This is a genomic window from Mesorhizobium subarcticum (genome assembly GCF_055456085.1).
The window spans coordinates 3,503,976-3,528,585 of sequence record NZ_CM144237.1; the positions used below are offsets into that span (position 1 = coordinate 3,503,976).

The 24,610-nt window shown below is 63.9% G+C and carries 24 protein-coding genes and 3 pseudogenes; 15 read left to right on the top strand and 12 right to left on the bottom strand.

All coding sequences use genetic code 11. The annotated features are described in order from the left end of the window. Positions 1 to 236: 236 nt before the first annotated feature. On the bottom strand, positions 237 to 1,100 hold the full coding sequence (locus tag ACZYHG_RS17140) for a hypothetical protein (protein WP_464609556.1): 864 nt from the start codon (positions 1,098 to 1,100) through the stop codon (positions 237 to 239). 358 nt (positions 1,101 to 1,458) lie between these two features. Here ACZYHG_RS17140 and ACZYHG_RS17145 point away from each other — a divergent pair, with 358 nt between their 5' ends. Then, entirely contained in the window at positions 1,459 to 1,740 is a 282-nt protein-coding gene (locus ACZYHG_RS17145; protein WP_464609557.1) for a hypothetical protein, read from the top strand. Between the two features lie 361 nt (positions 1,741 to 2,101). On the opposite strand, the gene ACZYHG_RS17150 is transcribed toward ACZYHG_RS17145, so the two are convergent. From ACZYHG_RS17150 to ACZYHG_RS17160, 3 genes and pseudogenes are all read right to left on the bottom strand, one after another. Continuing rightward, positions 2,102 to 2,848 carry an SDR family oxidoreductase gene (locus ACZYHG_RS17150; protein ID WP_464609558.1) on the bottom strand — a complete coding sequence of 249 codons (747 nt, stop codon included), beginning with the start codon at positions 2,846 to 2,848 and terminating at the stop codon, positions 2,102 to 2,104. Positions 2,849 to 2,947: 99 nt separating this feature from the next. Next, complete coding sequence (locus ACZYHG_RS17155) at positions 2,948 to 3,829, bottom strand: Rossmann-fold NAD(P)-binding domain-containing protein (protein ID WP_464614863.1); 882 nt, start codon at positions 3,827 to 3,829, stop codon at positions 2,948 to 2,950. Between the two features lie 25 nt (positions 3,830 to 3,854). Further along, positions 3,855 to 3,941: pseudogene (locus ACZYHG_RS17160) on the bottom strand (SDR family oxidoreductase); the annotation flags it as partial. Between the two features lie 119 nt (positions 3,942 to 4,060). Here ACZYHG_RS17160 and ACZYHG_RS17165 point away from each other — a divergent pair. Then, on the top strand, positions 4,061 to 4,672 hold the full coding sequence (locus ACZYHG_RS17165; protein WP_464609559.1) for a TetR/AcrR family transcriptional regulator: 612 nt from the start codon (positions 4,061 to 4,063) through the stop codon (positions 4,670 to 4,672). 60 nt (positions 4,673 to 4,732) lie between these two features. Here ACZYHG_RS17165 and ACZYHG_RS17170 read toward each other — a convergent pair whose 3' ends face one another. After that, positions 4,733 to 5,707, bottom strand: a complete 975-nt coding sequence (locus tag ACZYHG_RS17170) for a nucleoside hydrolase (protein WP_464609560.1) — start codon at positions 5,705 to 5,707, stop codon at positions 4,733 to 4,735. A 183-nt stretch (positions 5,708 to 5,890) separates the two neighbouring features. Between ACZYHG_RS17170 and ACZYHG_RS17175 the strand changes: the two genes are divergently transcribed. Together ACZYHG_RS17175 and ACZYHG_RS17180 are read left to right on the top strand one after the other, a co-directional pair. Beyond that, positions 5,891 to 6,340 carry a hypothetical protein gene (locus ACZYHG_RS17175; protein ID WP_464609561.1) on the top strand — a complete coding sequence of 150 codons (450 nt, stop codon included), beginning with the start codon at positions 5,891 to 5,893 and terminating at the stop codon, positions 6,338 to 6,340. Between the two features lie 113 nt (positions 6,341 to 6,453). Then, entirely contained in the window at positions 6,454 to 7,437 is a 984-nt protein-coding gene (locus tag ACZYHG_RS17180) for a methyltransferase (protein WP_464609562.1), read from the top strand. A gap of 44 nt (positions 7,438 to 7,481) precedes the next feature. Here ACZYHG_RS17180 and ACZYHG_RS17185 read toward each other — a convergent pair whose 3' ends face one another. Together ACZYHG_RS17185 and ACZYHG_RS17190 are read right to left on the bottom strand one after the other, a co-directional pair. Then, complete coding sequence (locus tag ACZYHG_RS17185) at positions 7,482 to 9,128, bottom strand: acyl-CoA synthetase (protein ID WP_464609563.1); 1,647 nt, start codon at positions 9,126 to 9,128, stop codon at positions 7,482 to 7,484. A 94-nt stretch (positions 9,129 to 9,222) separates the two neighbouring features. Continuing rightward, positions 9,223 to 10,117, bottom strand: a pseudogene (locus tag ACZYHG_RS17190) (LysR family transcriptional regulator). 103 nt (positions 10,118 to 10,220) lie between these two features. Here ACZYHG_RS17190 and ACZYHG_RS17195 point away from each other — a divergent pair. Genes ACZYHG_RS17195 through ACZYHG_RS17205 form a run of 3 tightly spaced genes read left to right on the top strand, consistent with a single transcriptional unit; the run spans position 10,221 to position 12,123 of the window. After that, a complete protein-coding gene (locus tag ACZYHG_RS17195; protein WP_464609564.1) occupies positions 10,221 to 10,979 on the top strand; it encodes an SDR family oxidoreductase in 759 nt (252 codons plus the stop codon). Positions 10,980 to 10,989: 10 nt separating this feature from the next. Beyond that, positions 10,990 to 11,880 carry an SDR family oxidoreductase gene (locus ACZYHG_RS17200; RefSeq protein WP_464609565.1) on the top strand — a complete coding sequence of 297 codons (891 nt, stop codon included), beginning with the start codon at positions 10,990 to 10,992 and terminating at the stop codon, positions 11,878 to 11,880. Positions 11,881 to 11,910: 30 nt separating this feature from the next. Next, the gene (locus ACZYHG_RS17205) at positions 11,911 to 12,123 is read left to right on the top strand and encodes a tautomerase family protein (protein ID WP_464609566.1); all 213 of its coding nucleotides are present in this window, start codon (positions 11,911 to 11,913) and stop codon (positions 12,121 to 12,123) included. Positions 12,124 to 12,661: 538 nt separating this feature from the next. Here ACZYHG_RS17205 and ACZYHG_RS17210 read toward each other — a convergent pair. Beyond that, positions 12,662 to 12,943, bottom strand: a complete 282-nt coding sequence (locus tag ACZYHG_RS17210) for a hypothetical protein (RefSeq protein ID WP_464609567.1) — start codon at positions 12,941 to 12,943, stop codon at positions 12,662 to 12,664. Positions 12,944 to 13,323: 380 nt separating this feature from the next. Here ACZYHG_RS17210 and ACZYHG_RS17215 point away from each other — a divergent pair, with 380 nt between their 5' ends. Next, a complete protein-coding gene (locus tag ACZYHG_RS17215) occupies positions 13,324 to 14,418 on the top strand; it encodes a KamA family radical SAM protein (protein WP_464609568.1) in 1,095 nt (364 codons plus the stop codon). Positions 14,419 to 14,421: 3 nt separating this feature from the next. Here the strand turns inward: ACZYHG_RS17215 and ACZYHG_RS17220 are convergent, their stop codons facing one another. The 3 genes and pseudogenes from ACZYHG_RS17220 to ACZYHG_RS17230 all read right to left on the bottom strand — a co-directional run bounded on the left by ACZYHG_RS17220 (position 14,422) and on the right by ACZYHG_RS17230 (position 19,705). Next, complete coding sequence (locus ACZYHG_RS17220) at positions 14,422 to 15,081, bottom strand: 4'-phosphopantetheinyl transferase family protein (protein WP_464609569.1); 660 nt, start codon at positions 15,079 to 15,081, stop codon at positions 14,422 to 14,424. Then, on the bottom strand, positions 15,078 to 15,512 hold the full coding sequence (locus ACZYHG_RS17225) for a GNAT family N-acetyltransferase (protein ID WP_464609570.1): 435 nt from the start codon (positions 15,510 to 15,512) through the stop codon (positions 15,078 to 15,080). Before ACZYHG_RS17225 ends, ACZYHG_RS17220 begins: the two co-directional genes overlap by 4 nt. A gap of 46 nt (positions 15,513 to 15,558) precedes the next feature. After that, a pseudogene (locus ACZYHG_RS17230) lies at positions 15,559 to 19,705 on the bottom strand (Pls/PosA family non-ribosomal peptide synthetase). A gap of 473 nt (positions 19,706 to 20,178) precedes the next feature. Here ACZYHG_RS17230 and ACZYHG_RS17235 point away from each other — a divergent pair. The 7 genes from ACZYHG_RS17235 (at position 20,179) to ACZYHG_RS17265 (ending at position 23,974) form a co-directional block, all read left to right on the top strand. Beyond that, positions 20,179 to 20,415, top strand: coding sequence for a DUF680 domain-containing protein (locus tag ACZYHG_RS17235; RefSeq protein WP_464609571.1), 237 nt, complete (start codon positions 20,179 to 20,181; stop codon positions 20,413 to 20,415). A gap of 49 nt (positions 20,416 to 20,464) precedes the next feature. Next, positions 20,465 to 20,707, top strand: a complete 243-nt coding sequence (locus tag ACZYHG_RS17240; protein ID WP_464609572.1) for a DUF680 domain-containing protein — start codon at positions 20,465 to 20,467, stop codon at positions 20,705 to 20,707. Positions 20,708 to 20,851: 144 nt separating this feature from the next. Continuing rightward, on the top strand, positions 20,852 to 21,823 hold the full coding sequence (locus tag ACZYHG_RS17245; protein WP_464609573.1) for an MBL fold metallo-hydrolase: 972 nt from the start codon (positions 20,852 to 20,854) through the stop codon (positions 21,821 to 21,823). Positions 21,824 to 21,854: 31 nt separating this feature from the next. Beyond that, positions 21,855 to 22,334, top strand: coding sequence for a tetratricopeptide repeat protein (locus tag ACZYHG_RS17250; protein ID WP_464609574.1), 480 nt, complete (start codon positions 21,855 to 21,857; stop codon positions 22,332 to 22,334). A 261-nt stretch (positions 22,335 to 22,595) separates the two neighbouring features. Continuing rightward, on the top strand, positions 22,596 to 23,117 hold the full coding sequence (locus tag ACZYHG_RS17255) for a DoxX family protein (protein WP_464609575.1): 522 nt from the start codon (positions 22,596 to 22,598) through the stop codon (positions 23,115 to 23,117). A gap of 358 nt (positions 23,118 to 23,475) precedes the next feature. Then, positions 23,476 to 23,799, top strand: a complete 324-nt coding sequence (locus ACZYHG_RS17260) for a DUF2934 domain-containing protein (protein ID WP_464609576.1) — start codon at positions 23,476 to 23,478, stop codon at positions 23,797 to 23,799. 25 nt (positions 23,800 to 23,824) lie between these two features. Beyond that, a complete protein-coding gene (locus ACZYHG_RS17265) occupies positions 23,825 to 23,974 on the top strand; it encodes a hypothetical protein (protein ID WP_140708733.1) in 150 nt (49 codons plus the stop codon). A 26-nt stretch (positions 23,975 to 24,000) separates the two neighbouring features. Here the strand turns inward: ACZYHG_RS17265 and ACZYHG_RS17270 are convergent, their stop codons facing one another. Next, the gene (locus tag ACZYHG_RS17270) at positions 24,001 to 24,498 is read right to left on the bottom strand and encodes a hypothetical protein (RefSeq protein ID WP_464609577.1); all 498 of its coding nucleotides are present in this window, start codon (positions 24,496 to 24,498) and stop codon (positions 24,001 to 24,003) included. Positions 24,499 to 24,610 lie beyond the last annotated feature (112 nt).

Consider the following 24,610-nt stretch of genomic DNA (forward strand, 5'->3'; position numbering starts at 1 on the left):
AAGGTGACAAGGGGGGAGAAGTGGGCGCCGGCGGCGACGCTGCCAATCTCCCCACCTGTGGGGGAGATGGCCGGCAGGCCAGAGGGGGGCGCTGTCCCGCCGACATCTCATAGAGCGACGTGCACCGCTTAGCCAATAGGCAAGGCCGAGATCCCTCGCGCCCCCCTCTGCCCTGCCGGGCATCTCCCCCACGAGGGGGGAGATTGGCAGCGTCGGCGCCGCGCCAGTCTTGCGCCCTACTTCCCCGCCATCTTATCGGCCAGCGCCTGCGCTTGCGCAAGCAGCGCCGGGTAGACGGCATTCGCGGGCAGGTTCTTGCCCATGCAGTCGCGGAAGTCGTTGTCGGCTTTTTCCCAGGCGGCGTTGGCGGCGTCGGATGTGCCTTCGTCGCTGTCGTCGGTGGCCTGCTTGGCCAGTTTCTGAGCGGCGGCGTCGGCGGCGGCCCACCCGGCGTCGCAGGCAGCGATCTTCGGGACGGGCGGTGTCGCGGGCGCTTCGGCAATCAGGACGCTGTTGCCCTTGACGACCGTGACGACGACCTGCTGGTCGTAGTTCGGGCCGACATCCTGTGCCCAGCCGCCGAGGCGGGCGATCGCCATGTCGGCGCCCTCGGGCTTCTTCAGCGCGAAGTCGAGCGTGCCGGTGAAGGCGGCGTCGCTGCCGATGGCCTGGGTGTAGAAGGCATCGAGCTTCAGCGCGGCGTCGAAGCTGGCGGGCAGTTTGAGGTCGGCATCCGTCTCTGAGGCGCGCGACTTGAGCCAGCGCTCGACCAGCCCGCGTGTCGAGGCCACGATGCTGGGGCCTTCGTCGGTGCCGTGGCGCAGGCCGTCCAGCATGCCGAAGCCGACATCGGAGGAACTGAGGCTTTCGAGGTTGATGGTGCCGGCCGCCGGGAAATCCTTGACCGTGAAGGGGCCAAGCAAGGCGTTGAGGCGCGTTTCGAGATCGGCGCGGGCCTTTTCATTGGCTGCATCGACCGTTTCCACCGGGGTGTTGGCGCTGTCCATCGCAGCGATGGCCGCAATCGCCTTGTCGCGCGCGGCGATATAATCATCCTCGGGCGCTGCGGCGAAAGCCGTACTGCTCGCGAGTGCAAACATGACCGTCCAGACCAACCGCATGACAGAACCTTTCTTCGTGGCGATCAACAGGCCAGGCAGCCATCGGGCAGCTTTGCGGCTATTGCGCGGCAGGAAACGTCATGGCGAAACATCCTGATCGGGGAGGCAAGCCATGCGCCGCCATTAACCATCAGTTAACTATCCATTCGCCTTTGAATCAAATGTGACGGATACTGTTTTTGGGCCAGACGAGGCTGCTTAAGAGGCCGGAGAAGACTGCAATCATCAGTCCTGCGCCGCTTGGGTCGGGTGTAGGGTCTGAATTCAAAAAAGAAGCGACGGACCACCGTCGCCTTACCGGGAGGCGTCAACATCATTCTTGATGTGGAGCGCCAGAATGAAGATCGAAGACGCAGTTATGGCCGTGACAGCAGACGCCAACGCGCTGCTGTCGTGCCTGGGACAGCCCGTCGTCGCCTACCACGTGACGGCAATCATGCGCGAGGCCGACCGGGAACACGCCCGGCAGATGCAGCTCGCCCTGATGCGGCGAAGCATCGAGGCGCTTGTCGACGACGGTCTGGAGGATGGGGCGGCGGAGCGGTTTGCGGCGCAGTTCGATGGGCGGGTTGGTTTGACGTGGAAGCTGCTGCATGCTGCGGATGGCGTGGCGCATTGATTTCGGTCACACCCGCATCGATCGAGTTCTGTTTGATCGCGTTGCCCATAGCCTGGAATGCAGCGACAAATTACGTTTAGGGCGCGTTTATTTTTGCCGAAAATCTCTGCAACTTTGCCTTTGACAGCCACGTCATTGTAGGGCGCCAATGCTGCGATGCTCGCTAGCTGCATCAGCACCACGTTGTCGCGCGGCGATGCAAACATCGTCGCACCAGCGCCGGCGACCTGTCCAAAGGTGATAAGCAGGTTGGGGAGTTGTGATGGTCATCGGCCTCCACTTGAGCATTGCTACTGCATAAGCTGCGCCATGGAGAGACATTGAAGGCCGTCCGCGACGCAGCTTGCAGTCGATGATGCCTTCAGAGTTGTGACCAACCCCCATCGACCGGAATCTCTAGGCCGGTCGTGAAAGTCGCGTCGAACGCGAGGAAGAGGACGGCCTTCGCAATCTCCTCTGAGGTGCCGAAGCGCTTCATCGGGATGATGCCGATTGTGTGCCCCTTCACGTGGGCCCGCATCTCCTCCGTAGGAAACACCTTGTCGAGGATGCCAGTGTCGATGGGACCGGGCGACACCGCGTTGACGCGGATGTCCTGGGGAAGAAGCTCTACGGCAAGCACCCTGGTGAACGATCGCAGCGCAGCCTTGGCGGCTCCGTATGTGGCCTGGCCGGGCAGTCCCTTGACGTTGGCGACAGAGGTCGTGAAGACGACTGAGCCGCCCCGGTTGATCAGCGGCGCGAGCTTCTGGACCGCAAAAAACGGTCCCTTGGCGTTGAGGTTGAACATCTCGTCGTAGATGGCCTCCGTCACGTTCGCGACAGGCGTTGGAGTGCTGAACCCGGCGTTGACGAAAAGCAGGTCGATGGTGCCGAACTCTGTTTTCACCTGAGTGGCGAGGGCGTCGATGTCGGTCAACGACCGCGCGTCGCTCGAAACCACCACGGCGTCGTTCCCAAGCTCCTTCCGCGCCGATTCGAGGCCCGCCTGCGAGCGACCCGTCACCAAGACCCGCGCGCCGCCCTCGAGGAGCATCTTCGCTGTCGCAAGCCCCATGCCGCTCGTGCCGCCGATAACCACTACTTTTTTATCTTGGTATCGTTCCATGCGTACTCTCCTTGCGACGCCAAGGGCGTCTGGTTATTTTTGAACTACTTTGTATGATAATGAGGTGCAGACAAACCGGTCAAAGAGATTTTGAACTATTTAGTACAAAATCTTTTTAGGATCCTGTGGGCGCAAGGGTGCTGGGTTGGACAAGTCGACGCCGGAGACCTTGACCACGGCCAGCCACACGGCTTCCTGGCTGGCGCGATCGTAGAGGTGTGGCTGGCGTTGCACCTCCATTGGGCCTGAGAACTTCCCTTGAGCCGAGGCGAAGAATTGCCCTGAGACGTCGGTTCCGAACTCCGACGCCTGGAGGTACCGACGGGCCGCGATCTCCGGCGCCTGATTCATGCCGGGAATGAGGTTCACGATCGGAATCATCAGATACTTCAACAACGGGCCAGCGTTTCGCGCCACGTTGGTGGCGTTCGACGCACCGGGCGAGACAGCGTACACGGCCATGCCGGAGGGTAGCCTGCGCGCCAGCGCCGCGACCCACCAAGCAATGATGAGCTTCGCGTCGGCATACGCATTGTTGGGCGCGTACTTCACGTTCGGCCCGTTGCGAATCAAGGCTTCAACGGCGGCGGTTCGGTTACCCTGGAAACTCTTGGCCGCAAAGGCTGGCAGGTCGGTATACTTGAACATGGGTACGCCCCCGCGGGCGGGCTCCGCGCTGGTGATAACAATCCGCCCGTCGGGGCTGAGAAGGTTGGCGCGAAGCAACCCGACAGTGAGTTGATGATGGCCTATCAGCGGAGCCTCGGAAGCCTCAATGCCGGCGGCCGTGATCACGCGCTTCTTACCTGGGACCATCCCGGCATTGAGCAGCAGGAAATCGATTGCCCGACCTTGATTGACCAGCTCGGCGAGCGCGGACTCGACGCTGGCCGGTGTGTCCAATTCCAGCTCCATCGGCATGAAGATCGGTCGTTTGGTTTCCGCAGCGAGTTCGAGCGGCCGATTCCTTGGCCCCAGCAAGGCTGCGTCCGGTGATGATGATCTCGCTCCAGCCCTCTTCGGCAAGAGAGCGGGCTGCTGCATAACCGAGCCCGGAGGTTGCGCCGGTGACGAGTACGATCGAATGTTTCATGGGGGCTCCTTGGTGAGGTTAGGGTCGAAGGAGTCCCACGGGGTAGGGCCGCCTTGTCATTTTTGAACTGTTCGATTATATATTGGTGTAAAGATCGGGGTCAAGGAGTTTAGAACTAAATGTTTCAAAATGCTGAGAGGCCTCGTGGACGCCCCCGTAGCTTCGACGAGAAGGACGCGCTGGAAAAGGCGACCCGAGTGTTCCGGTCGAAAGGCTACGACGGAGTGACGATTGACGATCTCGTCGCAGGCATGGGTGTGGGACGGCCAAGCCTGTATTCCGTCTTCGGAGACAAGCGGGCCATATTCCTGCGTGCCCTTCGGGCCTATGCCGAAGCGAAGGGCGCCCGCGCTGCGCAGGCGCTCTTCTCGCCGACGACTCTTCGCGAATCGCTCGCCGGCTTCCTGAGGCACGCCGTTGAAAGTGCGACCGAGGAAGGACAAGCGCCGGGGTGTCTTCTATTGTGCGTTGCGCCGCTCGTGGACGATGCCGAGGTCCGGCAGTTCCTCAAGGACACCATAGCTGGCGGTATGGCGCTGGTAGAACGGCGATTCTACGACGCGATCAGCACGGGAGAGGTACCGTCCGACTTTCCGGTATCCGCGCGTTCGAGCCAGGTCCTCGACCTGTCGCGCGGTCTGACCATGCGTGCGCAGATGGGCATGCCGCGCAAGACGCTTCTGAAAGACGCCGAGGAAGCGGCCGACTTGGTCCTACTGTCGAGGCGGTGAAATGCGGCGCCAGAAGGTTGATGTCGCGCTTCATGCCGAAGCGCACCGACAAAGCTTCAACTACCCCTTCTGCCTCACCAACCGCTCCAGCGCGTCCACGATCAGGTCACAAAACTTCGCGTGGTCTAGCTTCATCGCCACGGTGTGGCGGAAGTCGGTCTGTTCGCTGGCCGTGCCGCCGAAATGGTGCATGCCGCCCATTTTTTCGAAATTGCAGACCGTCATGCCCTTGGTCCAGCGGCCGGCAAGCTCGACGCGGATGTCGGCCTTCTCGGTGGTGAAGACGGTCGGGTCGATCATGGCCGCGACGCAGCACGCGTCATGGATGGCGGGATATTCGATCTGCAGCAGGCCGCCATGCGTGGTCGCTATGAACGCCCAGATGTCGAGGATGAACTTGGCCATCGGGCCGCCGATGGCGCGCACCCTGTCTTGCAGGTCCGGGGTGGCCAGCGCCTGGTGGGTGAGGTCGAGCCCCACCATGGTGACGTCCCAATTGGCGCGGAACACCACGTCGGCGGCTTCCGGGTCGCCATAGACATTGAACTCCGCCGCCGGCGTGATGTTGCCGCGCGTGTAGCTGCCGCCCATGGCGACGACCCGCTTCACCCGGCTGACGATGCGCGGATCCTTGCGCACGGCGAGCGCGATGTTGGTATAGGGACCGACCGGCACCAGCGTGACCGTTTTCGGCTCATGCGCCATGACGGTGTCGATGATGAAGTCGATGGCATGCCGCTTGTCGAGGTCGAACGAGGCGGGCGGCAGTTCGGGGCCGTCAAGCCCGGTGTCGCCGTGGATTTCGACGGCCAGCACCTGGTCGATGAGGAGCGGGCCGGGCGAGCCCTTGGCCACCGGCACCTTGATGCCATAGGCGGTGCAGACGGAAAGCGCGTTGCGCGTGGTGTTCTCGACATTGTGGTTGCCCGAAACCGTGGTGATGCCGAGGAGATCGATATTAGGGTTGCCGGCGGCGAGCAGAATGGCGATGGCGTCGTCGTGCCCGGGGTCGCAGTCGAGAATGATCTTTTCCATGGCGGGCACCTCCCTTGTCGGCCGAATCTGTCGTGACAAGAGACTGCCGTATCCGGGCAGTCAAGGTTCCGGGGCTCGACTGATCCAGGCAGTAGCGTCGCCAGCACACACGCCGGTGGGAGCTGGTACTTGGAGTGGTTCATGGCATAGTATCAGCCGCTCGGAAAAGCACGTGGCTTATCAATGACCGACAATACCGGCGGCGCGGGGACGCCCAAAGTCGCGGAGCGGCCGATCTCTGACATCCTCCTGAATCAGCGTTACCGCAACCATTTGATCGGATATTTTGAGTGGGTATCGTCCCATGAAGAGCAGCGAAAATATCAAGCCGCTGTTCCGAATGTTCGCATCCCGCACGAAGCTTTCAATCAATGGGATGACTATGCGTCCGACAAAGTCCTTGAGCACTATGCTGAACCGGTGTTCTCCATCGACGAGCAGCGAGCACTTCGGGATTATCGCTCTGTGTTGGACCGTGTATCTGATGACACGCCGAAAATGTTGCCCCCGCTCGAGCAGGTGATAGGAACTGAGCCTTGGGAGCGGCTGAGACTTGCTGCAGCCAGAGCCTTGGAGGTCTTCATGCGCAGGGGGCCATTCGATTGGGAGGTCGAGCAATTCCGAGCGGTTTGAGACCCAACTGTTCCCTTAGGCCTTCCGCCTCTCGACCTCTGCCTTGCCCGGCAAAAACCCCTGGATCTGGCAACTTCTTCGAAGCCGATCCTGGATGGAGAAGGGAGCGTGACATGGTGGATTCCGATCGGATCGACAGGCTGGTCGCAGCGGTGCCCCCCGCCTTGGCGCTTCGCGCCGGGCTGGACCTTGGCATCTTCACCCTTCTCGGTGGCGATGCGGCGACCGCCGACAGCCTCGGGGCCGCGCTCAACGTCGAGCCCGATCGTCTGTCGCGGCTCCTCTATGCGCTCGCCAGCATCGGTCTGCTCGACGTCAAGGATGGCCAGTTTCGCAACGGTACCGAAGCGTCCGCCTTCCTCGACGCGTCCAAGCCGGCCTATCGCGGCGGCGATCATGCGCTGCTGCGCGAGCTCTGGGGTGCCGACCTGTTGACCGCGGAGTCGCTGCGACAGAACCGGCCGGCAGCACTGCACGATTTTTCCGAAGCGGGGCCTGAGGCGGCGGCAGCCTTCAGCCGCATGCTGGCGCCGGGCGGGGTGATTTTCGGCCGCAACCTGGCCCGGGAGATCGACCTTTCCGCGATCGGTTCGGTGATCGACATTGGCGGGGGCGCGGGAACCATTCTCGTTGGACTTCGCGAGGGATGGCCGCAAATCGCGGCGACGCTGATGGAACTGCCGACGGTCGCGGCGGCAGCACCTTCTATCCTGACGGAATACGGTGCCAGCGACGTGGTTGTCGAAGAGGGCGATATAACCGTCGCGCCGTCGATCGGCCGGCACGATCTGGCGATCCTGAAGGCCGTCGTCCAGGTCCTGCCGCCGGACCAGGCACGCCGTGCGATCCTGAACGCCGCGCGTTGCCTCACGCAAGGAGGCGAGATCGCCATCGCGGGATGGGGTGTCGTCGATGACGACCGCCTCGGCCCGCCCGAGGGGGTCTTTCTCAACCTCACCTTCCTGAACCTCTATCGCCACGGCGAATCCTACACGGAAGGTCAGTATCGCGCGTGGATGACCGAGGCTGGATTGCGCGACATCTCCAGGACGCGCCTGAGCGACGGCACCACCTTGTTTCGTGGGCGCCTCGGCTGACGATCAGGTGGGTATGGAGCACGCGGTCTGAGGGGGCGGCCCTCTCAGCCCTTCCGCTTCTCCACCTCCGCCTTCCTTAGCAGAAACCGCTGGATCTTGCCGCTTGGCGTCTTCGGCAGTTCCGCTACGAAATCGATCTCGCGCGGATAGGCGTGCGCCGAAAGCCGTTTGCGGACATGCTGGGCCAGTTCTTCGGCAAGCTCAGGACTACCCTTGTAGGCGGGTGCCAGGATGACGAAGGCCTTGACGATCTCGGTGCGCTGCGGGTCGGGCACGCCGACCACCGCTGCTTCATTGACGGCGGGATGTTCGATCAGCGCGCTTTCGACGTCGAAGGGGCCGATGCGGTAGCCGGACGAGGTGATGACATCGTCGGCGCGGCCGATGAAGGAGACCGATCCATCCGGCTCGTACTCCACTGTGTCGCCGGTGCGGTAATAGCCACCTGATATCGCCGGCGTTTTCTCCTGATGGTAACCGTCGAACCAGCGCAGCGGCGAGTTGGCGATGTCGACGGCGAGGATGCCGGGCTGGTTGGGGCCGAGTTCGCGGCCTTCGTCGTCCAGCACCACCATGCGGTAGCCCGGCATGGCAAAACCGGCGGAGCCCGTGCGAACGGTGTGCGCGAGGCCATGGTGGTTGTTGACCATCATGCCGTTCTCGGTCTGGCCGTAATGGTCGTGGATGGGCGCGGCGAGATGGGCGTCGAACCAGCGGATCACTTCCGGGTTGAGCGGCTCGCCGGCGCTGCTCACCACGCGCAGCCTGCCCCTGATGTGGGCGGCGGCCTCGGGTCCTTCGGCAAGCAGCAGGCGAAAGGCGGTGGGCGAACCGGCAAGGCTGGTGACGCCGAGCCGCTCGATGACGTCGTAGGTGCTTTTGGCGGTGAAGGCGCCTTCATTGAAGGTGGTGGCGATGCCGAGAAGCAGAGGACCCGTGATGGCGTAATAGAGGCCATAGGCCCAGCCGGGATCGGCGATGTTCCAGAAGATGTCGTCGGGGCGCAATCCGATCGCATCGCGCATATAGGCGCCGAAAGCGAGCAGGGCGCTGAGCGGTACCGGCACGCCCTTGGGCAGGCCGGTCGTTCCCGAGGTCGACATCATCATGAACAGGTCGTCACCCCGGCGCATGACGGGTTCGCAATCGGGGGAGGCTGCGGCGAGGGCGGCGCGGAAATCGATGTCGCCTGGGGGCAAGGCGTCGCCGGCACCAAGAATGATGGCGATCGGCGGTCCGTTCTCGATCTCGTCCAGCTTGCCGCGATTGGCCGGATTGGTCACCACCAGCCTGGCGCTGCTATAGCCGAGCCGGTGTTCGATGGCCTTCGGGCCGAAGGCGGTGAACAGCGGCTGGTAGACGGCACCGATGCGCCAGGTGCCGAGGATGAGCGCCACCAGTTCGGGAATGCGCGGCAGCATGCCGGCCACGACATCGCCGGGACCGACGCCGGTTGCCTTCAGGAGATTGGCGACGCGGCCCGACATATCGGCGAGGTCGTCGAAGCTGAACTGCCTGAGTTCGCCACCGGCCGAGATCGCGCGCAGCGCCAGCCGGTTCTGGCCGGTGTGGCGGCCGCAGCATTCGACATAGGCGTTGATGCCGGTCGCCGGATCACCGTCGAGCCTGGCGATCTCATCCTCGATGCGAAAGGCCGCAACAGCGTCCTCGTAGCGCGGCAAGCCGGTCATGTCAGTCCTCCCTGGCGGCGCCCCATCTCCCCTGGCGCGCTGTCGCGGCAACAATGACATCAGTTCGCGCCGATGGGCAACGGCGGACCCGTCGCTAAAGGTTCGCCTCGGCAAAGATGCGCGCGGCCCAGTCGAGGAAGACGCGCAGCCGGGGCGAGAGCTGCCGGTTCTGCGGATAGAGTGCCGACAATGGCGTGGGTGAGGGCGGATAGCCGGCCAGCACTTCGACCAGCGTGCCATCGGCGAGGTCCTTCTCGAAGCGATAGCGCGGCGCCTGGATGAGGCCGAGGCCGAGCCGCGCCAGGTCGGCGGCGGTGTCGGAATTGTTGGCGGCGACGCGGCCCGCCAACCGGATCTCGCGCGTCTTGCCGTTGACGGTGAATTCGAAGGGCAGCACTTCGCCGGTGCGCGACGAGACGAAGCCGACTGCCTGATGGCCATCGAGCGCGTCGGGGGAGGCGGGCACGCCGTGGCGAGAGAGATAGGCGGGGCTGGCGCAGGTCATTTCGCGGATCATGGCGAGCCGCCGCATGATCATGCCGCTGTCGGGCGGCTCGCCGACACGGATGACGCAATCAACGCCCTCGCGCACGAGGTCGACCAGCCGGTCGCTCTGGCCGATCTGCAGATCGATGCGCGGATATCGGGCCAAGAACTCCGGCAGGCGCGGCAGCAGGAAGGTGCGGGTGAGCAGCGTGCTGGCGTCCTATGCGCAGCAGGCCGAAGGGTTCTGCCTTGCGGAAGGCGGCTTCCGCATCCTCGATCTCGGCCAGGATCGACAGGCAGCGCCGGTAATAGGCCTCGCCATCCTGCGTGGCGTTCACCTGCCGCGTGGTCCGCTCCAGCAGCCGCGCGCCGAGATGTTCTTCGAGCCGCCGGATCGCCTCCGTCGCGGTTGACCTGGGCAGGCCGAGATCGGCGGCGGCAGCGGTAAAACTGCGCCGCTCCAGCACGCGGACGAAGAGCCGCATCGTATCCAGGCGATCCATGCTCTTTGTTCGCAATTTCCGAATAGTGATGTCAAGAGGCGGCTGATTATCCGGAAGTTGGCTTGGCCTATATCCGTGTCACTGACAACACGGAGAGACTTCCATGACAAACCAGCAGACAAGTACGGGTAACCCAACCAGAACCGCGATCGTGACCGGCGCCTCCAAGGGCATCGGAGCGGCGATCGCCCGGCGGCTCGCCCGCGACGGCATCGCCGTCGTCGTCAACTATGCACGGGGCCGCGCCGAAGCTGAAGCGGTCGTCGGCGCGATCAAAGCCGAAGGCGGCAAGGCAATCGCCGTGCAGGCCGATATCGCCGATCCCACCGGCATGGCCACGCTGTTCGATGCCGGCGAGAAGGCGTTCGGTGGCGTCGATATCCTGGTCAACAATGCCGGCGTCATGAAGCTGTCGCCGATCGCCGGGACCGGCGATGCCGCCTTCGACACACAGATCGCCATCAATCTCGGCGGCGTGTTCAGGGGCATGCGCGAAGGTGCAAAACGCCTGCGCGATGGCGGCCGCATCGTCAATTTCTCCTCAAGCGTCGTCGGCCTCTACCAGCCGGGTTACGGCGTCTATGCCGCCACCAAGGCAGCGGTCGAGGCAATGACGCATATCCTGGCCAAGGAGCTTGGCGCACGTCGCGTCACGGTCAACGCGGTGGCGCCAGGACCGGTCGAGACGGCGCTGTTCACGGACGGCAAGAGCGCGGCGCAGATCGAGGCTACGGCCAAGATGATCCCGCTCGGCCGGCTTGGCCAGCCCGACGACATTGCCGGCGTGGTCGCGTTCCTGGCCGGGCCGGACAGCTTCTGGGTCAACGGACAAATCATCCGCGCCAATGGCGGCGTGATCTGAGGATATGACCATGAACAAGACAATCCTGATCACCGGCGCTTCCTCAGGCTTCGGCGCGATGACGGCGCGTGCGCTGGCGAGAGAAGGCCACACGGTCTATGCCTCGATGCGCGACCCCTCGGCGCGTGGCGCGGCGGTGGCCGAAATGGAAAACTTCGCTCGTGACGAGGGCGTGGCGCTGAAGACCATCGCGCTCGACGTCACCTCGGACGCATCGGCGCAAGCGGCAATCCGGCAGATCGTCACTGAGGCCGGCCAGCTCGACGTGCTGATCCACAATGCTGGCCATATGGGGTTCGGCCCGGCCGAGTCCTTCTCGCCCGAACAGCTGGCGCAGCTCTATGACGTCAACGTCGTCGGCACGCAGCGCGTCAACCTCGCCGCCCTGCCGCAAATGCGGTCTCTCGGCCGGGCGCAGATGATATGGGTCGGTTCGAGCAGCACGCGCGGCGGCACGCCACCATTCCTGGCACCCTATTTCGCGGCCAAGGCGGGCATGGATGCGTTGGCGCAGAGCTATGCGCTGGAACTCGCCCGCTTCGGCATCGAAACGACGATCGTCGTGCCCGGTGCCTTCACCAAGGGCACGGAGCATTTTCATCACGCGGCGGCACCGGCCGATGCGGTGCGCGCCGACGCCTATTGGTCCGGCCCCTATGCCGGTGCCGACCAGCAGGTGCTGAAGGGGCTGGCGTCCCTCGAACCGGCGGATGCCGATCCGGCCGAGATCGCGGCGGCAATCGTCGACCTCGTGGCCATGCCCCACGGCAGCCGCCCGTTTCGCGTCCACATCGACCCGTCGGATGACGGCGCCACCATCGTCAACGGCGTTGCCGACCGCGTGCGCGCGCAACTCATGGAACGGATCGGCCTTGCCGACCTGCTCCATCCCAAAGCCTGAAACCCGACCCTCAACAGAAAGGAAACGATCATGCCATTCGCCAACATCAAGATGCCGCAGGCGGCGCTCTCCAAGGCGCAGAAGGAAGACCTCATCCATCGAACCACAGCCATGTTCGTCGACTTTTTCGGCGAGGGTGTGCGGCCCTACACAATGGTGCTGGTGGAGGAAGTCGCCGACGGCGGCTATGGCCGCGCCGACGAGGTGTTCGTGATACCGGAAGCCTACCGCGCCAAGGATTAGCTCCGGAGCCGACCTTCCTCGCGACAGTCGTCATATGACGACTGGTCCCTGCTTGCCGTAACGTTCACTTTGCTTGCCGGTGTCCTTTCGATGCATGTCGGTTCCCTGAAATCCGATGCCCCCTTGGGGCGACATGCATCAGGCGGGGGCCAGGTGGGCAGCCCGGAGTTGTCCACCTGTCTCGCTCGCCTGCTCATCGGGCCGCAGTGGGAGGGAACCAGCTTCTGCAACGTCTGCGCTAGCACCCCCACCCGGTCCTCCGCCGGGGCGAGCCACGGGTCTCGCCCGTCCTTCGGACCCCCACAAGGGGAAGGTAGGAACCCCAGTTTTTCGCGTCTCCACAGCCTGCGTTCAGGTTTACTCGGGCGCCTGGGAGTCGTTCGAGTTGGTTGTCGCTGCCGTTACGGCCGAAAGTTTCTGGTGCTTTGCCAGCACCGGTTTGACGTAAGCTCTCTTCATGGAAGGTCCCCACCCAATGTGTGCGGACATTGGTGTGCGAAACCGCGCGGAGCCAACAGCTCCGCTCCAGCCGCGCGGCCTAAGCACCGTTTTGGTCCTTCCCGGACATCCCAACCCAGTCAGCCGCCACCTCGGCAAACAGCCAGTCGCGGAACGCCCTGATCTTCTTCTGGCGCAACGCGCCTTCGGGATAGACGAGGTAGTAGCTGGCCGCCGATTTCAGCGCGAGGTCGAAGGGTCGCTCGCCGCGCATCGCGAGGATGAGTGCCGAAGAGTTGGACGCGATGGTCCAGGTGGCGCCCGGCCTCGGTTTGCTCAGGGCATTCTGGATCCGCGGCGAGACCGCGCTCGAGACGGACACTCCGGGGGCGGCTGCGCTTTATCCGGAGCTGCGGTTTGAGAGCATTGAGAGTGCTTTTGTGGGGATGGCGGGAAGGGTGGGCGGACTGGGTGAAGATTGGGCTTCTTGGCAAAGGCTGGTGCTCTACGACGCCCCCCCTCTGTCCTGCCGGACATCTCCCCCTCAAGTGGGGAGATTGGCAGCCCGGGCGCCGGCTCTTCCCTTATGACTTCGGAGATCGGCGAAGGCCGTCGTAACATCCGATCTCCCCCCTTAAGGGGGAGATGTCCGGCAGGACAGAGAGGGGCCTCGTAGAGCGCGGCGGGCATGATTGGCCTCCATTGCGGTTGACCCAACCGCCCATCCGGCCGATAGGTCCGCGCGAACAGCCGAGACCTGCAATGACCGACCTCAAAGATGCAATCCGTGCCCCCGACTGGCAGGACGATATTCGCCAGGGCGTGCGCCATGTGCGCGACCTCGATCGCCTGCCGCTGTCGCCAGCCGAGCGCGCCGCCGCTCAAGCTGCCGCCGCGCACCACAAGGTGCGGGCGCCGAAAGCCTATCTCGACCTGATCGACTGGAACGATCCGGCTGATCCGATCCGGGCACAGGTGATCCCGTCACTGGGCGAATTGGTGGAAACAGAGGGCGAGCTTGGCGATCCGATCGCCGACCATGACTTCAGCCCGGTGCCGCGCCTGACGCATCGCCATGCCGACCGGGTGCTGCTGTTCCCGACCTATCAATGCGCGGTCTATTGCCGGTTCTGCTTCCGCAAGGAATCGCTGACCTCGATCGGGCGCGGCTATACCCGCGAGGCGCTGGAGCCGGCGCTGGCCTATATCGCGGCTCATCCCGAAATCCGCGAGGTGATCCTGACCGGCGGCGATCCATTGTCGCTGCCCGACAAGGCGCTGGCCGAAATCGTCGCGCGCATCGAGGCGATCGCGCATGTGCGGCTGTTGCGCATCCACACGCGCGTGCCGGTGGCGCTGCCGTCGCGCATCACGTCGGGGCTGGTCGCGGCGTTGCAGGGTCGGCTGATGGTCACCGTCGTTACCCATTTCAACCATGCGCGCGAGATCACCGATGCCGCCGGGGCGGCCTGCCGGACCATGCGGCAAGCGGGCTTCGTGCTGCTCAACCAGAGCGTCCTGCTCAAGGGCGTCAATGACAGCGTCGAGGTGCTGGAGGAGCTCTGCCGCGAGCTGATGTACCGGCTGGGGATAAAACCCTATTACCTCCACCATGGCGACCTCGCGCGCGGCATGGCGCACCGGCGCACCACCATCGCGCAGGGCCAGGCGCTGGTGGAAGCGCTGCGCGCACGGCTGTCGGGCATCTGCAACCCGGTCTATGTGCTCGACCTGCCGGAAGGCGGCGGCAAGGTGCCGCTTGGGCCTTGCCATGTCGAGGCTCGCGACGGGGAAAACTGGCGCATTCGCGGGCTGGATGGGCAGGTGAGGGATTATACTGAAGTGGTGAGCGAATAGGCGCTATTCCGCGAAACATGCCAACACCACGACACGCGGAGTAACGCAGTATGCGAGCCTCGCCTCGCGGCCGCTCCTGGTGGTCGCGCGGCCTGTGTTCAGGTCGACGGTGATGTCCTCATAGCCCAGTACCTGGCGGTCCATGGGATAGGCTGCCTTGTAGACCGCTTCCTTGGCGGCAAACAGGATGCGGCCGGCAAGATGCCGGTCGACCGTCTCTGTCCGATCCGCCGGGGTTGCAACGAGCGCGAAGATGTCGTCGGGCAGGGGCAGGGCGGGCTCGACGTCGATGCCGAGCGAGCGGATTTGGCCGACCGCGGCAACCGCCGCCACGGCCATGTCGTCATCATGCGCGAGCGAACCCGTAATCCCGCCGGGCCATGCAGGCGCGCCGGATGGGGTGCGCAGGAGGGCGAAATTGTCGACACCGATATCGGTCAGCAGAAGGTGCGCGATCCAGCGCGCCGCGCCGCTCGCCCTGCGCATGGCTGGCCGACGCGCGGGAATGGAGCGCGCCTCCTCGGGCAGCAAGTGAGCATCATCCCCTTCGCGTATGAGCCGGCATCCGGTGCGGACCCCATGTGGGGCAATGGCGGCCAGCGCCTGCGCCAGCGCGGTTTCCTCGGGCAAAGCCGGGGGCGAAGGATTTGCGGCAGGTGTCATCGGCTGGTCGATGCCGGCAGGACCAGGTCGGCGATCATTTCGCCGTCCTCGTCGAGCCCTTCCTCGACGAAACCGGCGGTGCGATAGAGCTGCCGTGCCGCTTCATTTTCGGGTTCATAGCAGGTGGAAACGTGCCTGATGTGGCCGAGCCCCCGGATTTCGTTCAGCACTTCACGCAAGGCGGCCTTGCCGTAGCCTCTGCCTTGCCAGGCGCGGTCGATCATGAAGCGGTAGATGCGCGCCTCGTCGTCGTCGCGTGGCGCCTCGTACATCAGGAAGCCGACGACGTTATCGCCGGCCATGACGACGCGCGGCCGCGCGTCCTTGTCGGACTTGGCTTCGCGCAGCGAGTCGGCATTGCTGGCGACGAAATCCACCTGCTCCGGCGCCAGCTGCAATGCGGTGACCAAGGCACGGTTGGCCGGGGTCACTGGGCCGATCCGGATGTCCAATGTGCTTCCGGATCGATCTGTCACGTCAGGACGAAGCCTTGGCGCCGTTCTCGGTGATCGGCTCGACGAAGCGGTGCAGCTTGGCCGGGTTGCCGCGCCAGATCGTATTGGGCTCCAGCTCTTCGCCCTTCATGACGAAGGAATCGGCATCGACCATCGATCCCTTGCCCATCACGACACCGTAGTGGATGAAGGCCGACGGTCCAAGCGTGCAGCCATCGCCGATGCGGATGTAGTCGGACTTGAAGGCGCCTTCTTCCAGCGAATGGGCCTGGATGACCGAGCCCTCGTTGAGCGTGACGTCGTCGCCGATTTCCACCAGGGAACGCTCGGTCAGGTTGGCGCCGCCGTCATAGACTTCTGCTGCCGACCTTGACGCCCAGCAGGCGCAGGATCATCGGCCGGAAAGGCGTGCCGGCGAACAGGTTCACGATCGGTGAATCCGCCAGCTTCCAGTGGCGTTCGTGGCGCCAGAAGTCGACGTCGTAGATCGTCGTTATCCGCGGCTTCAGCCGGCGAAAACCAAGGCTTGCCCGCTCGACGAAGATGTAGAACGGAATGGTGATGATCGAGGTCAGGATCACCGCCACGAAGAGCGCGACCTCGGCCCATTCGGTATAATAGTTCAACGCGCGGTCCCAGATCGCCAGCGTGACGAACAGCATGACCCATTGCGTGGCGATGAACAGAAGGATCGTCACCAGATTGTGGCGGTTCTTGAACGGGATGCGCTTGCGCCGGTCGGCCTCGTCGACGCCGGCGATGAGCTCCTTGTCGCGGTTGACCATGCGCGGAATCTCAAAGGATGGGGAACCCAGAAGCCCGACATTCTCGCGCACCGGTCCGTCGATCGGGATCATCACCTTGGTGCCGAGCAGGACGTTGTCGCCCGTGCGTCCATCCGGCGGATAGTAGATGTTGTTGCCGAGATAGTTGCGCTCGCCGATCCGCGTCGGCTCGAGCCGGAACGCGGAGGCGGATTTGTGGACGTTGATCATGAACAGGCCGTCGGACACCATCGTCTCGGTGCCGATCTCGCACAGAAGCGGGTTTTCGTGCTGCTGGTTGGAGCCGAAATTGGAACCGGTCTGCACCACCTTGTTGAGGTTCCAGCCGATGGCGCGCATGTAATGGACGATGGCCGAGCTGTCGCCGAACAGCAGGCCCAGCACACGCGAGTTGCTGGAGAATTCGGAGACGGTCTGCAGCCAGTAGCGGAAGCCGTAGAGCGTGTAGGTGCGGCCGGGCTTCAGGATCAGGCTGAAGACGCGCGGCACCACGGTGGCGGCGAAAAAGGCCAGCGCGACATAGCCGAAAAGCGTGACCGTCGTGCCGATGGCGACCAGGCCGATCGTCTCCTGATAGTCGTCGCCGACATATTCCCAATAGCTGTGGAACAAGAGGGGCAGCGGGGTGATGACAGCGAACAGCAGCACCAGCTGGACGGCTTCGTAGAGGAAGCGGCGCATCTCGTAGGCGTTCACATTGCGCACCTTGCAATAATCCGCCGTGGTCGGCACGGCCGGCGATCCATGCCAGTGCTCGCCGTCCGGAATGCTCTGCCCGCGCTGCAGCGAGGAGGAATGGCCGAGCTGGCCGCCGTCACCGATCGAGGTGTCGATGTCGAGCGTGGAGCCGACGCCGACAAAGGCATCGCGGCCGATGGACAGCGGCCCGGTGTGGATATAGCCGGCCTGCGCGCGATAGCCGAGGATCATCGATTCCTTGCGCAGGATGGTGTTGTCGCCGATCGAAATCAGGTCCGTGCAGACGGGCACGGACCGCGATTCGATGACGGCGTTGTGGCCGAGCTTGGTGCCGAGCAGCCGCAGATACATGCTGTAGAGCGGGCTGCCGCGGAACAGCACGACAGGGGCCGAGCGGATCAGCGTCTTGACCACCCAGAAGCGATAGTAGTGCCATCCCCAGATGGGAAACGCCTCGGCCTTCCAGCGGCCGATAAGCACCCATTTGGCGGCAACGGCAAAGCCCGACATGCCGAAGAACACGCCGGCCGACAGCGCCACGCACCTGACATAGAGCTGCAGCGGCTCGTCGAGCGCGTCATAGACCCAGTTGAGGCCGGTGTTGATCGCCCACAGCGCGACATAGCTGTAGGCGAGGTAGAACGAAAGCTGGGCCATGCCGCAGGTCCAGTAGACAAGGTTCGAGGCCCGGCGGGTCAGCACCGGCTCTGCCGTGGCCGTCGTCATCTCGTCGGCTACGGCCAGATGCTTGGCCAGGCGCGCGACCGTCGGATAGAGATAGATGTCGCGCATGGACGTCGTCGCCCATTCCTTGCGGGTGCGCACACGGGCGCAGAAATGCGCCATCAGCAGCGAATTGGCGCCGAGGTCGTCGAAGAAATTGTCCTCGACCGACACCTCCTCGAATTTCAGCACCGCGGCCAGCGCGTCGGCCAGGAAACGCTCGTCGTCATTGGCGGGCGCCACCATGGCGCGGTCGGCCGACAGCCTGGTGCTGGTCGGTGTCGGCAACTGACGCAGGTCGACCTTGTTGGACACCGTCATCGGGATTGCCGGCAGTTCCTCCAGATAGGAGGGCACCATGTAGTCGGGCAGGCGGCGCTTCATCACCTGGGCAATGTCGGCGCGCGAGATCGCCGGCTGGCCTGCCTTCGCCGCGTAATAGGCGACGAGCTCGACGCGGCCGGGCTCGATCTCCCAGGTGGTGACGGCGGCCTGCGCGATTGCCGGCTGGTCGAGCAGCACGGCTTCGATCTCACCCAGTTCAATGCGATAGCCGCGGATCTTCACCTGCGTGTCGATGCGCCCGGCATATTCGATCTCGCCGTCATCGTTAATGCGGCCCAGGTCGCCGGTTCGGTAGATGCGCTTCGACGGGTTGTTGGGCAGGCCGACGAAATCGGCGATGAATTTCTGCTCCGTCAGGTCTTGCCGGTTGAGGTAGCCGACGGCGAGGCCAATGCCGGCAATGCCGATCTCGCCCAGTTCGCCAGGTTCGGCAAGCTGCGGCAGCGAAGCGTCGAGGATGACGATCGAATAGGTCGGCAATGGCGCGCCGATGGTCACGGGACGATCCGGCGTCAATTCGCCCATCGTTGCCGTCACCGTCGCTTCGGTCGGGCCATAGGTGTTGAGGATCTTGCGGCCGGGCCTGGACCAGCGCACCACCAGATTGTGCGGGCAGGCTTCGCCGCCGACCAGCAGCGTGCGCAGGCTGGGCACATCCGATGTCATCGACGACAGCAGGGTCGGGCTGCAGGCCATGCAGGTGATGGCGTGATGGCGCAGGAAATCGGCGAGCTCTTCGCCGACCAGCGGCATCTGGCCGGGTGCGGGCACCACGGTCGCGCCGGCGACGAAAGGCACCCAGATCTCCTCGGAGGAGAAGTCGAAGGCGATGGTCATGCCCTGGTAGACGCGATCGCCAGGCTTGTAGCCGTAGGACGCGGCGGCGACGCGGATGAAGTTGACGAAGCTCTGGTGGCGGACGGCAACGCCCTTCGGCCGGCCCGTGGTGCCCGACGTGTAGAGGATGTAGCAGATGTCGTCAGCCGGCCCCTTGTGCGGCTTCAGCGGGGCGTCGGACTGGGCCGAGATTTCGGCGGCGGCGCTGTCGATCAACAGATGTGGAACCGGCAGCTGGCCGGCGCGCGAGGCATAGGTGGCGATGGTGACGATCAGGCTGACGCTGGCGTCGTCGATGATGAGCGCCATGCGCTCTTCGGGGAATGCGGTGGCCAGCGGCACGAAGGCAGCACCCGCCTTCACCACGGCGAGCAGGGCGACATAGGTTTCCGCCGAGCGGTCGAGAATGAGCCCGACCCGGTCGCCAGGCTTCACGCCGCGCTTGGCCAGCAGACGGGCGAACTGGTTGGCTCTGCGGTCCAGCTCCTGATAGGTCCAGTTGCGGCCTTCGGAGATCACCGCCGGCAAGGTGGCGTATGTCTGGGCGAGCTGCTCGAAGACCTTGTCCAGCCGCTCGCCCGGCTGACCCGCGTGGGCGAAATCGGTGCCGGTCAGGACCTGGCCGTGCGCAACCAGGGAACGCTGGGCGCTCCTTATCAGCGCATCGACGGTTGCCAATCCGGTGTCTGCTCGGCCATTTCCGGCCAGCCCGGTTTCAGGCTCTTCGCCTGGTCGTGCCGTGTCCCTGTCGAGGGCTGATATATCGAGACCGTGATCCATTTCCAAAACTTCCCGTCCTATCGATACTGCGACAGGCACATCGTGCCGCCGCTTAAGCATGCATTGCCGGCTGTTCTGCCGCTGTTAGCCGTTGTTGATGGAGGCGGAATGACTGACGCTTCCAAAACGGAAGAATCCGCAACCGCGACCGGCAATTCCTGACCGCCTGACCCGTTTTGGCCGGGCGCTCAACACAATCTCGACCGCGCCGTCTTCACATATTCCGGAACTGTCGCAGGGTGCTTATGCCATGCGATCTTTTCACCAGTTTTTCCGAACTGTTGAATATTGTTTCTGAAGTGTGTCTGGGCGCTCCCGCCCATTGGCTGTTTCGGGAGCCCGCGACCGCGAATTTCCGCTTTTTCAAAAAAATCTCACGACCCCCGGGAATAAAGCAGGGTCGGTCCGGGTCTTGTCATCAGCGGGGCCAAAATGGCCCGCGTCCCGAAGAAACGAAACAAGGATTTTTGGAAATGACCAAGCTCGCTCTCAGCGTGGCTGCGATGTTGCTTGCCTCGAGTGCTGCCTTTGCCGGCAGCGACCATTTCGAAGGCATCAACCAGCCTTCCGTCGACACCAATGTCACGGCCTCTATCCCCTATACGGCAACCCAGAGCGGCGCCGATGCACAGGTCCAGACCGGACAGGATCAGACCTCGGTGCAGGACATCATCGACCAGCACAATCGCGACAGCCTCTGGGGCCGATAAGCGCACTGCCGGCCTTCAACGCGTCTCTCAACAAACAGGATCCATCGCCATGAAAAACCTCGCTCTTACGGCTGCGGCCATTCTGTTGGCCACCACCAGCGCCTTTGCCGGCAGCGACCATTTCAACGCCGACAACCAGCCCTTTGCCGCTGTCGACAGCAACGCCACTGCTTCGATCCCCTACACGGCGCGTCACAACAAGCTCGACACCAAAGTGACGACCGGTTCCAGCCAGACCGCTCCCCAGACTGATGCGGGCGAATTCGTCGGCCCGCCTGTTCCGGGCAACTGAGTTCGGGGGTCGCGACCTCCCTCGAGTCCCGACCCCATCCGCCATCAGGACGGAGGGCCATGTGGCGTGGCCCTCCGTCATCCCCCGAATGTCTCGCCTTCCGCTTTTTTTTGCCACCACCCGCAACCCACAGGAGACCACACCATGTTCAGCATGACACGCCGCACACTGCTTGGATCAGCCGCCGCCGCCGCCGCTTTCGGCCTTGCCGGCAAGCTTGAATTCACCCGCCCCGCTCTCGCAGGGCTGCTGGTGGAGCCGACCGTTGGCTTCTACAAATACACAGTCGGCGATATCGAGGTGACCGCCATCTATGACGGCATCTGGAAGAAGCCGCACGACCCGGCCTTCATCAAGGATGTCTCGGTCGACGACACCAAGGCGGCGCTCGCCAAGGCAGGGCTGACCACCGACTTCATGCCCATTCCGCTCACCGTCGTGGTGCTGAAGATGGGCGGCAAGCTGATCATGATGGATGCGGGCTCGGGCGTCGGCCAGTGGCAGGCTAACGCCACCCATCTGCCGGCCAACATGGCCGCCGCCGGCATCGACTACAAGGCGATCGACACCATCATGATCTCGCATTTCCACCCCGACCATGTCTGGGGCCTGATGGAGAAGGGCACTAACACGCCGGTGTTCCCCAATGCCGAGCTGATCGTCAACGCCACCGAATACAATTGGTGGACCGACCCCAGCCGCCTCGCCAAGCTGCCCGAGGGCCGCAAACCGGCAGGCAAGCGCATCGCCGAAAACTTCCCGAAATGGAAGAACTGGAAGCTGGTTCAGGACGGCGCGGAAGTGGCGCCCGGCATCCAGATCATCGCCGCCCCCGGCCACACGCCGGGGCATTCGGTGTACCTCGCCAATTCCGGCAAGGAGCAACTGATGATTTCGGCCGACACCATGTATGTGCCGGCGCTTCTGGCGCCGCATCCGGAGTGGCAGGGCAGCTACGACCAGGATGGGCCGACGGCGATCACCACGCGCCACAAGATCATCGACCGGGTGATCGCGGACAACATCCGCATTTCCGGTTCGCACTTCCCGTTCCCCGGCACCGGCGTCTTCGTGAAAGACGGCAGCGCCTACGGCTTCACCCCAGTTCAGATTTGAACGGGTCACCCAAACCCAAGCGAGAAAGACAATGAAGCAATCCTATCTGGGCAAGCACGCCCTCTACGGCCTGCTCGGCGCCATTGCCGTGCTGACCGTGGTTCCCGTCGCGACCATCATGCCGGCCTATGCGGTTGATGACATCGAGGGTGCCGACGCGCCCGACCTCACCGCCGTCCAGGCCAAGATCGCGGCCAAGGACTACAAGGGCGCGCTGGCGGATCTGCGTGATCTCGCGCAGGACAACCAGCAGGCCGACGTCTACAACCTGCTCGGCTTCACGCTGCGCAAGACCGGCGACACCGCCACCGCGCTAACATACTACAACAAGGCGCTGGAGCTGAAGCCAGACCACAAGGCGGCCCGCGAATATCTGGGCGAGCTCTATGTCGAGACCGGCGACATGGACAAGGCTAGGGAACAGCTGGCGTCGCTGCAAAAGCTCTGCCCGGCCGGCTGCGACGAGCTTGCCGACCTGCAGAAGGCCATCGACACCAAGGTGACGCAGTAGCCGTGACCCATTTCCTCTCCCTCCGCAAAGCGGGGGAGAGGTGGCTCGGCGAAGCCGAGACGGAGTGGGGGGCCTTGGCGCCAACCTCAACCCGAAGTGAACCAAAGTCAGGGCGCTCGTGGCTGGCGCCCCATTGCCGGAGCCGGCACCTCTCCCTCGAGCCGGCTCCGGCCTTTTCAGACAATCGACATCGCAGCGCCATCCGCGCGCGCCCGACCGGCGCGTGGCGCCTGCCTGTGCTAGAAAATTGGAGGCTGACCCATGACACTCACCGAAATCGACGCGAAGCTCACCGGCCTCGCCACGCAATACCACATCAGGGATGTGACCCTGCTTGCCGGCCGCCTGCTGATGTCCTTCATCTTCCTGCATGAGGGCGTGACGCTGACCATCCATTTCGACGGCGCCGCCAAGGCGATGGCCGCGCAAGGCGTCGGCCTGCCGCTGTTCGTCGCCACCATCGCGTTGCAGTTGGGGGCAGGGCTCTCGGTGGCGTCAGGCGTGCTGACGCGGCTGGGCGCCATCGGGCTCGGCTGCTTCTGCCTGGCAACGGCCACGCTGTTCCACACCAACTTCGCCAGCCAGAGCGAGCTGTTGAATTTCGAGAAGGATCTGGCGATATCAGGCGGCATGTTCGTGCTGGCCGTCGCGGGTGCCGGGAGGATTTCGCTGGACTGGCTGATCGCCTGCTACCTGCAACAGCGCCAACGCGACAAGGAGATGGTGGCGGCGCTGCTGGCCGTGGAGAACGAGTTCACGCTGGAGGTAAGGTTGCCGGTTTGATGATTGTGCAGCGCTTCAAACTTGGACGGTCACCAATCCCAAGTTGGCGCTGCCCCTCACCTGCCTGCCGGCATCCTCTCCCCGTATAGTGACGGGGAGAGGGGCGCGGCCATCGCCGCTTTCGCCAATCTCCAGCTTTGCAAGACGGGCGCCGGCTTCGCCGCAGGCCTCTTTCTCCCCGTCACTATACGGGGAGAAATGCCCGGCAGGGCAATGAGGGGCAGCGCCAACTTTTCGAAGAAAGGCCGGCACCCGTGCTCTGGCGTCTCTGTTCACATCCCACTCCACCAATCACGCAAATTTTTTGGATCAATCCCACCAGCCCGGCGTTCATCCCCCACACAAGGGAGAAACCGACATGACCGACGACCGCAACGACAAGATCCGCGACCGCGCCTACGCCATCTGGCAACGCGAAGGCGGCGCCCATGGCGACCACGACCGCCACTGGCACCAGGCCGCGATGGAGATCGACCGCGAATCCGCATTACCGCTGACAGCGGACGACGCGCTGCCGGAAACCCGGGAAATCGCCAGCACCGACGTGCTGGAGGTCGAGCAGCTGGCCGTGCGTACCGGCATATCGGGCGACGAGGCGCAGGAGCTGATCGACCGTCTGGGCTCCGACCGCGCCGCCACCGAGCAAGCCGCCCGCAGCCTCAAGACCAGGCGCAAATCCTGATCGATGCTGGACAAGGGAGAGCGAGATGATCCGCAAACTTAAGGACGGAAAATACCGGCTTTATTCGCGCAAGAAGGACGAGAAGACCGGGAAACGGCGAAACCTCGGCACGTTCGACAACCGCGAGGCTGCGGAGAAGCATGAGCGCGAGGTGCAGTATTTCAAGCGGCATTGAGGGCCTCTGCAGCGCCGGGCGTACAGCTATTCCTTGGCCGGCTCCTCGTAGATGCCGATGATCAGCAGCCACGCGCCCGAAATGAGGAAGGCGAACAGAACGATGGTTCCAAGGGCCGCGATGTAAAGCCCCACGCCGCGTCCGAGAACCAGCAGAAACGCGCCCGCGACCTCGGCAAGGTAACACACCGTGCCGCCCGCGAGCCGCGGCACGGTGAGCCCGATGGAACTCATCCCCGTCTTGATGGCGACGACATAGCCTCTGACAAAGATGAATGTCGCGACGACCCACAGCAAAAGCCATTCGAGGCCGAGTGCCGGAAGGTATTGACCGCCCAGAAGCGCCAGGCTGCAGGCCATGAAAATCGCGCTGAAGCCCGACAGCATGTTGATGGCCCGGTTCTTGTGCGTCGTGTTGCGGACAATGCGTTCGGGATTGATCGAGATGGCGACGAAGATCAACCCGGCCAGCCCCGCCGCGCCGCCGCCCACCATGACGAAGAAATTGGTCCATTGATCCAACATGACTTGCCCCCTCATGTCCGAGCTTCAGCCGGCCCGATAGAGGCTAGCATAGCTGCGTTCTCGAACTCCACGGGGCGAGAGAGCTGAGCGGGAAGTTGCCGTTTTGACGACA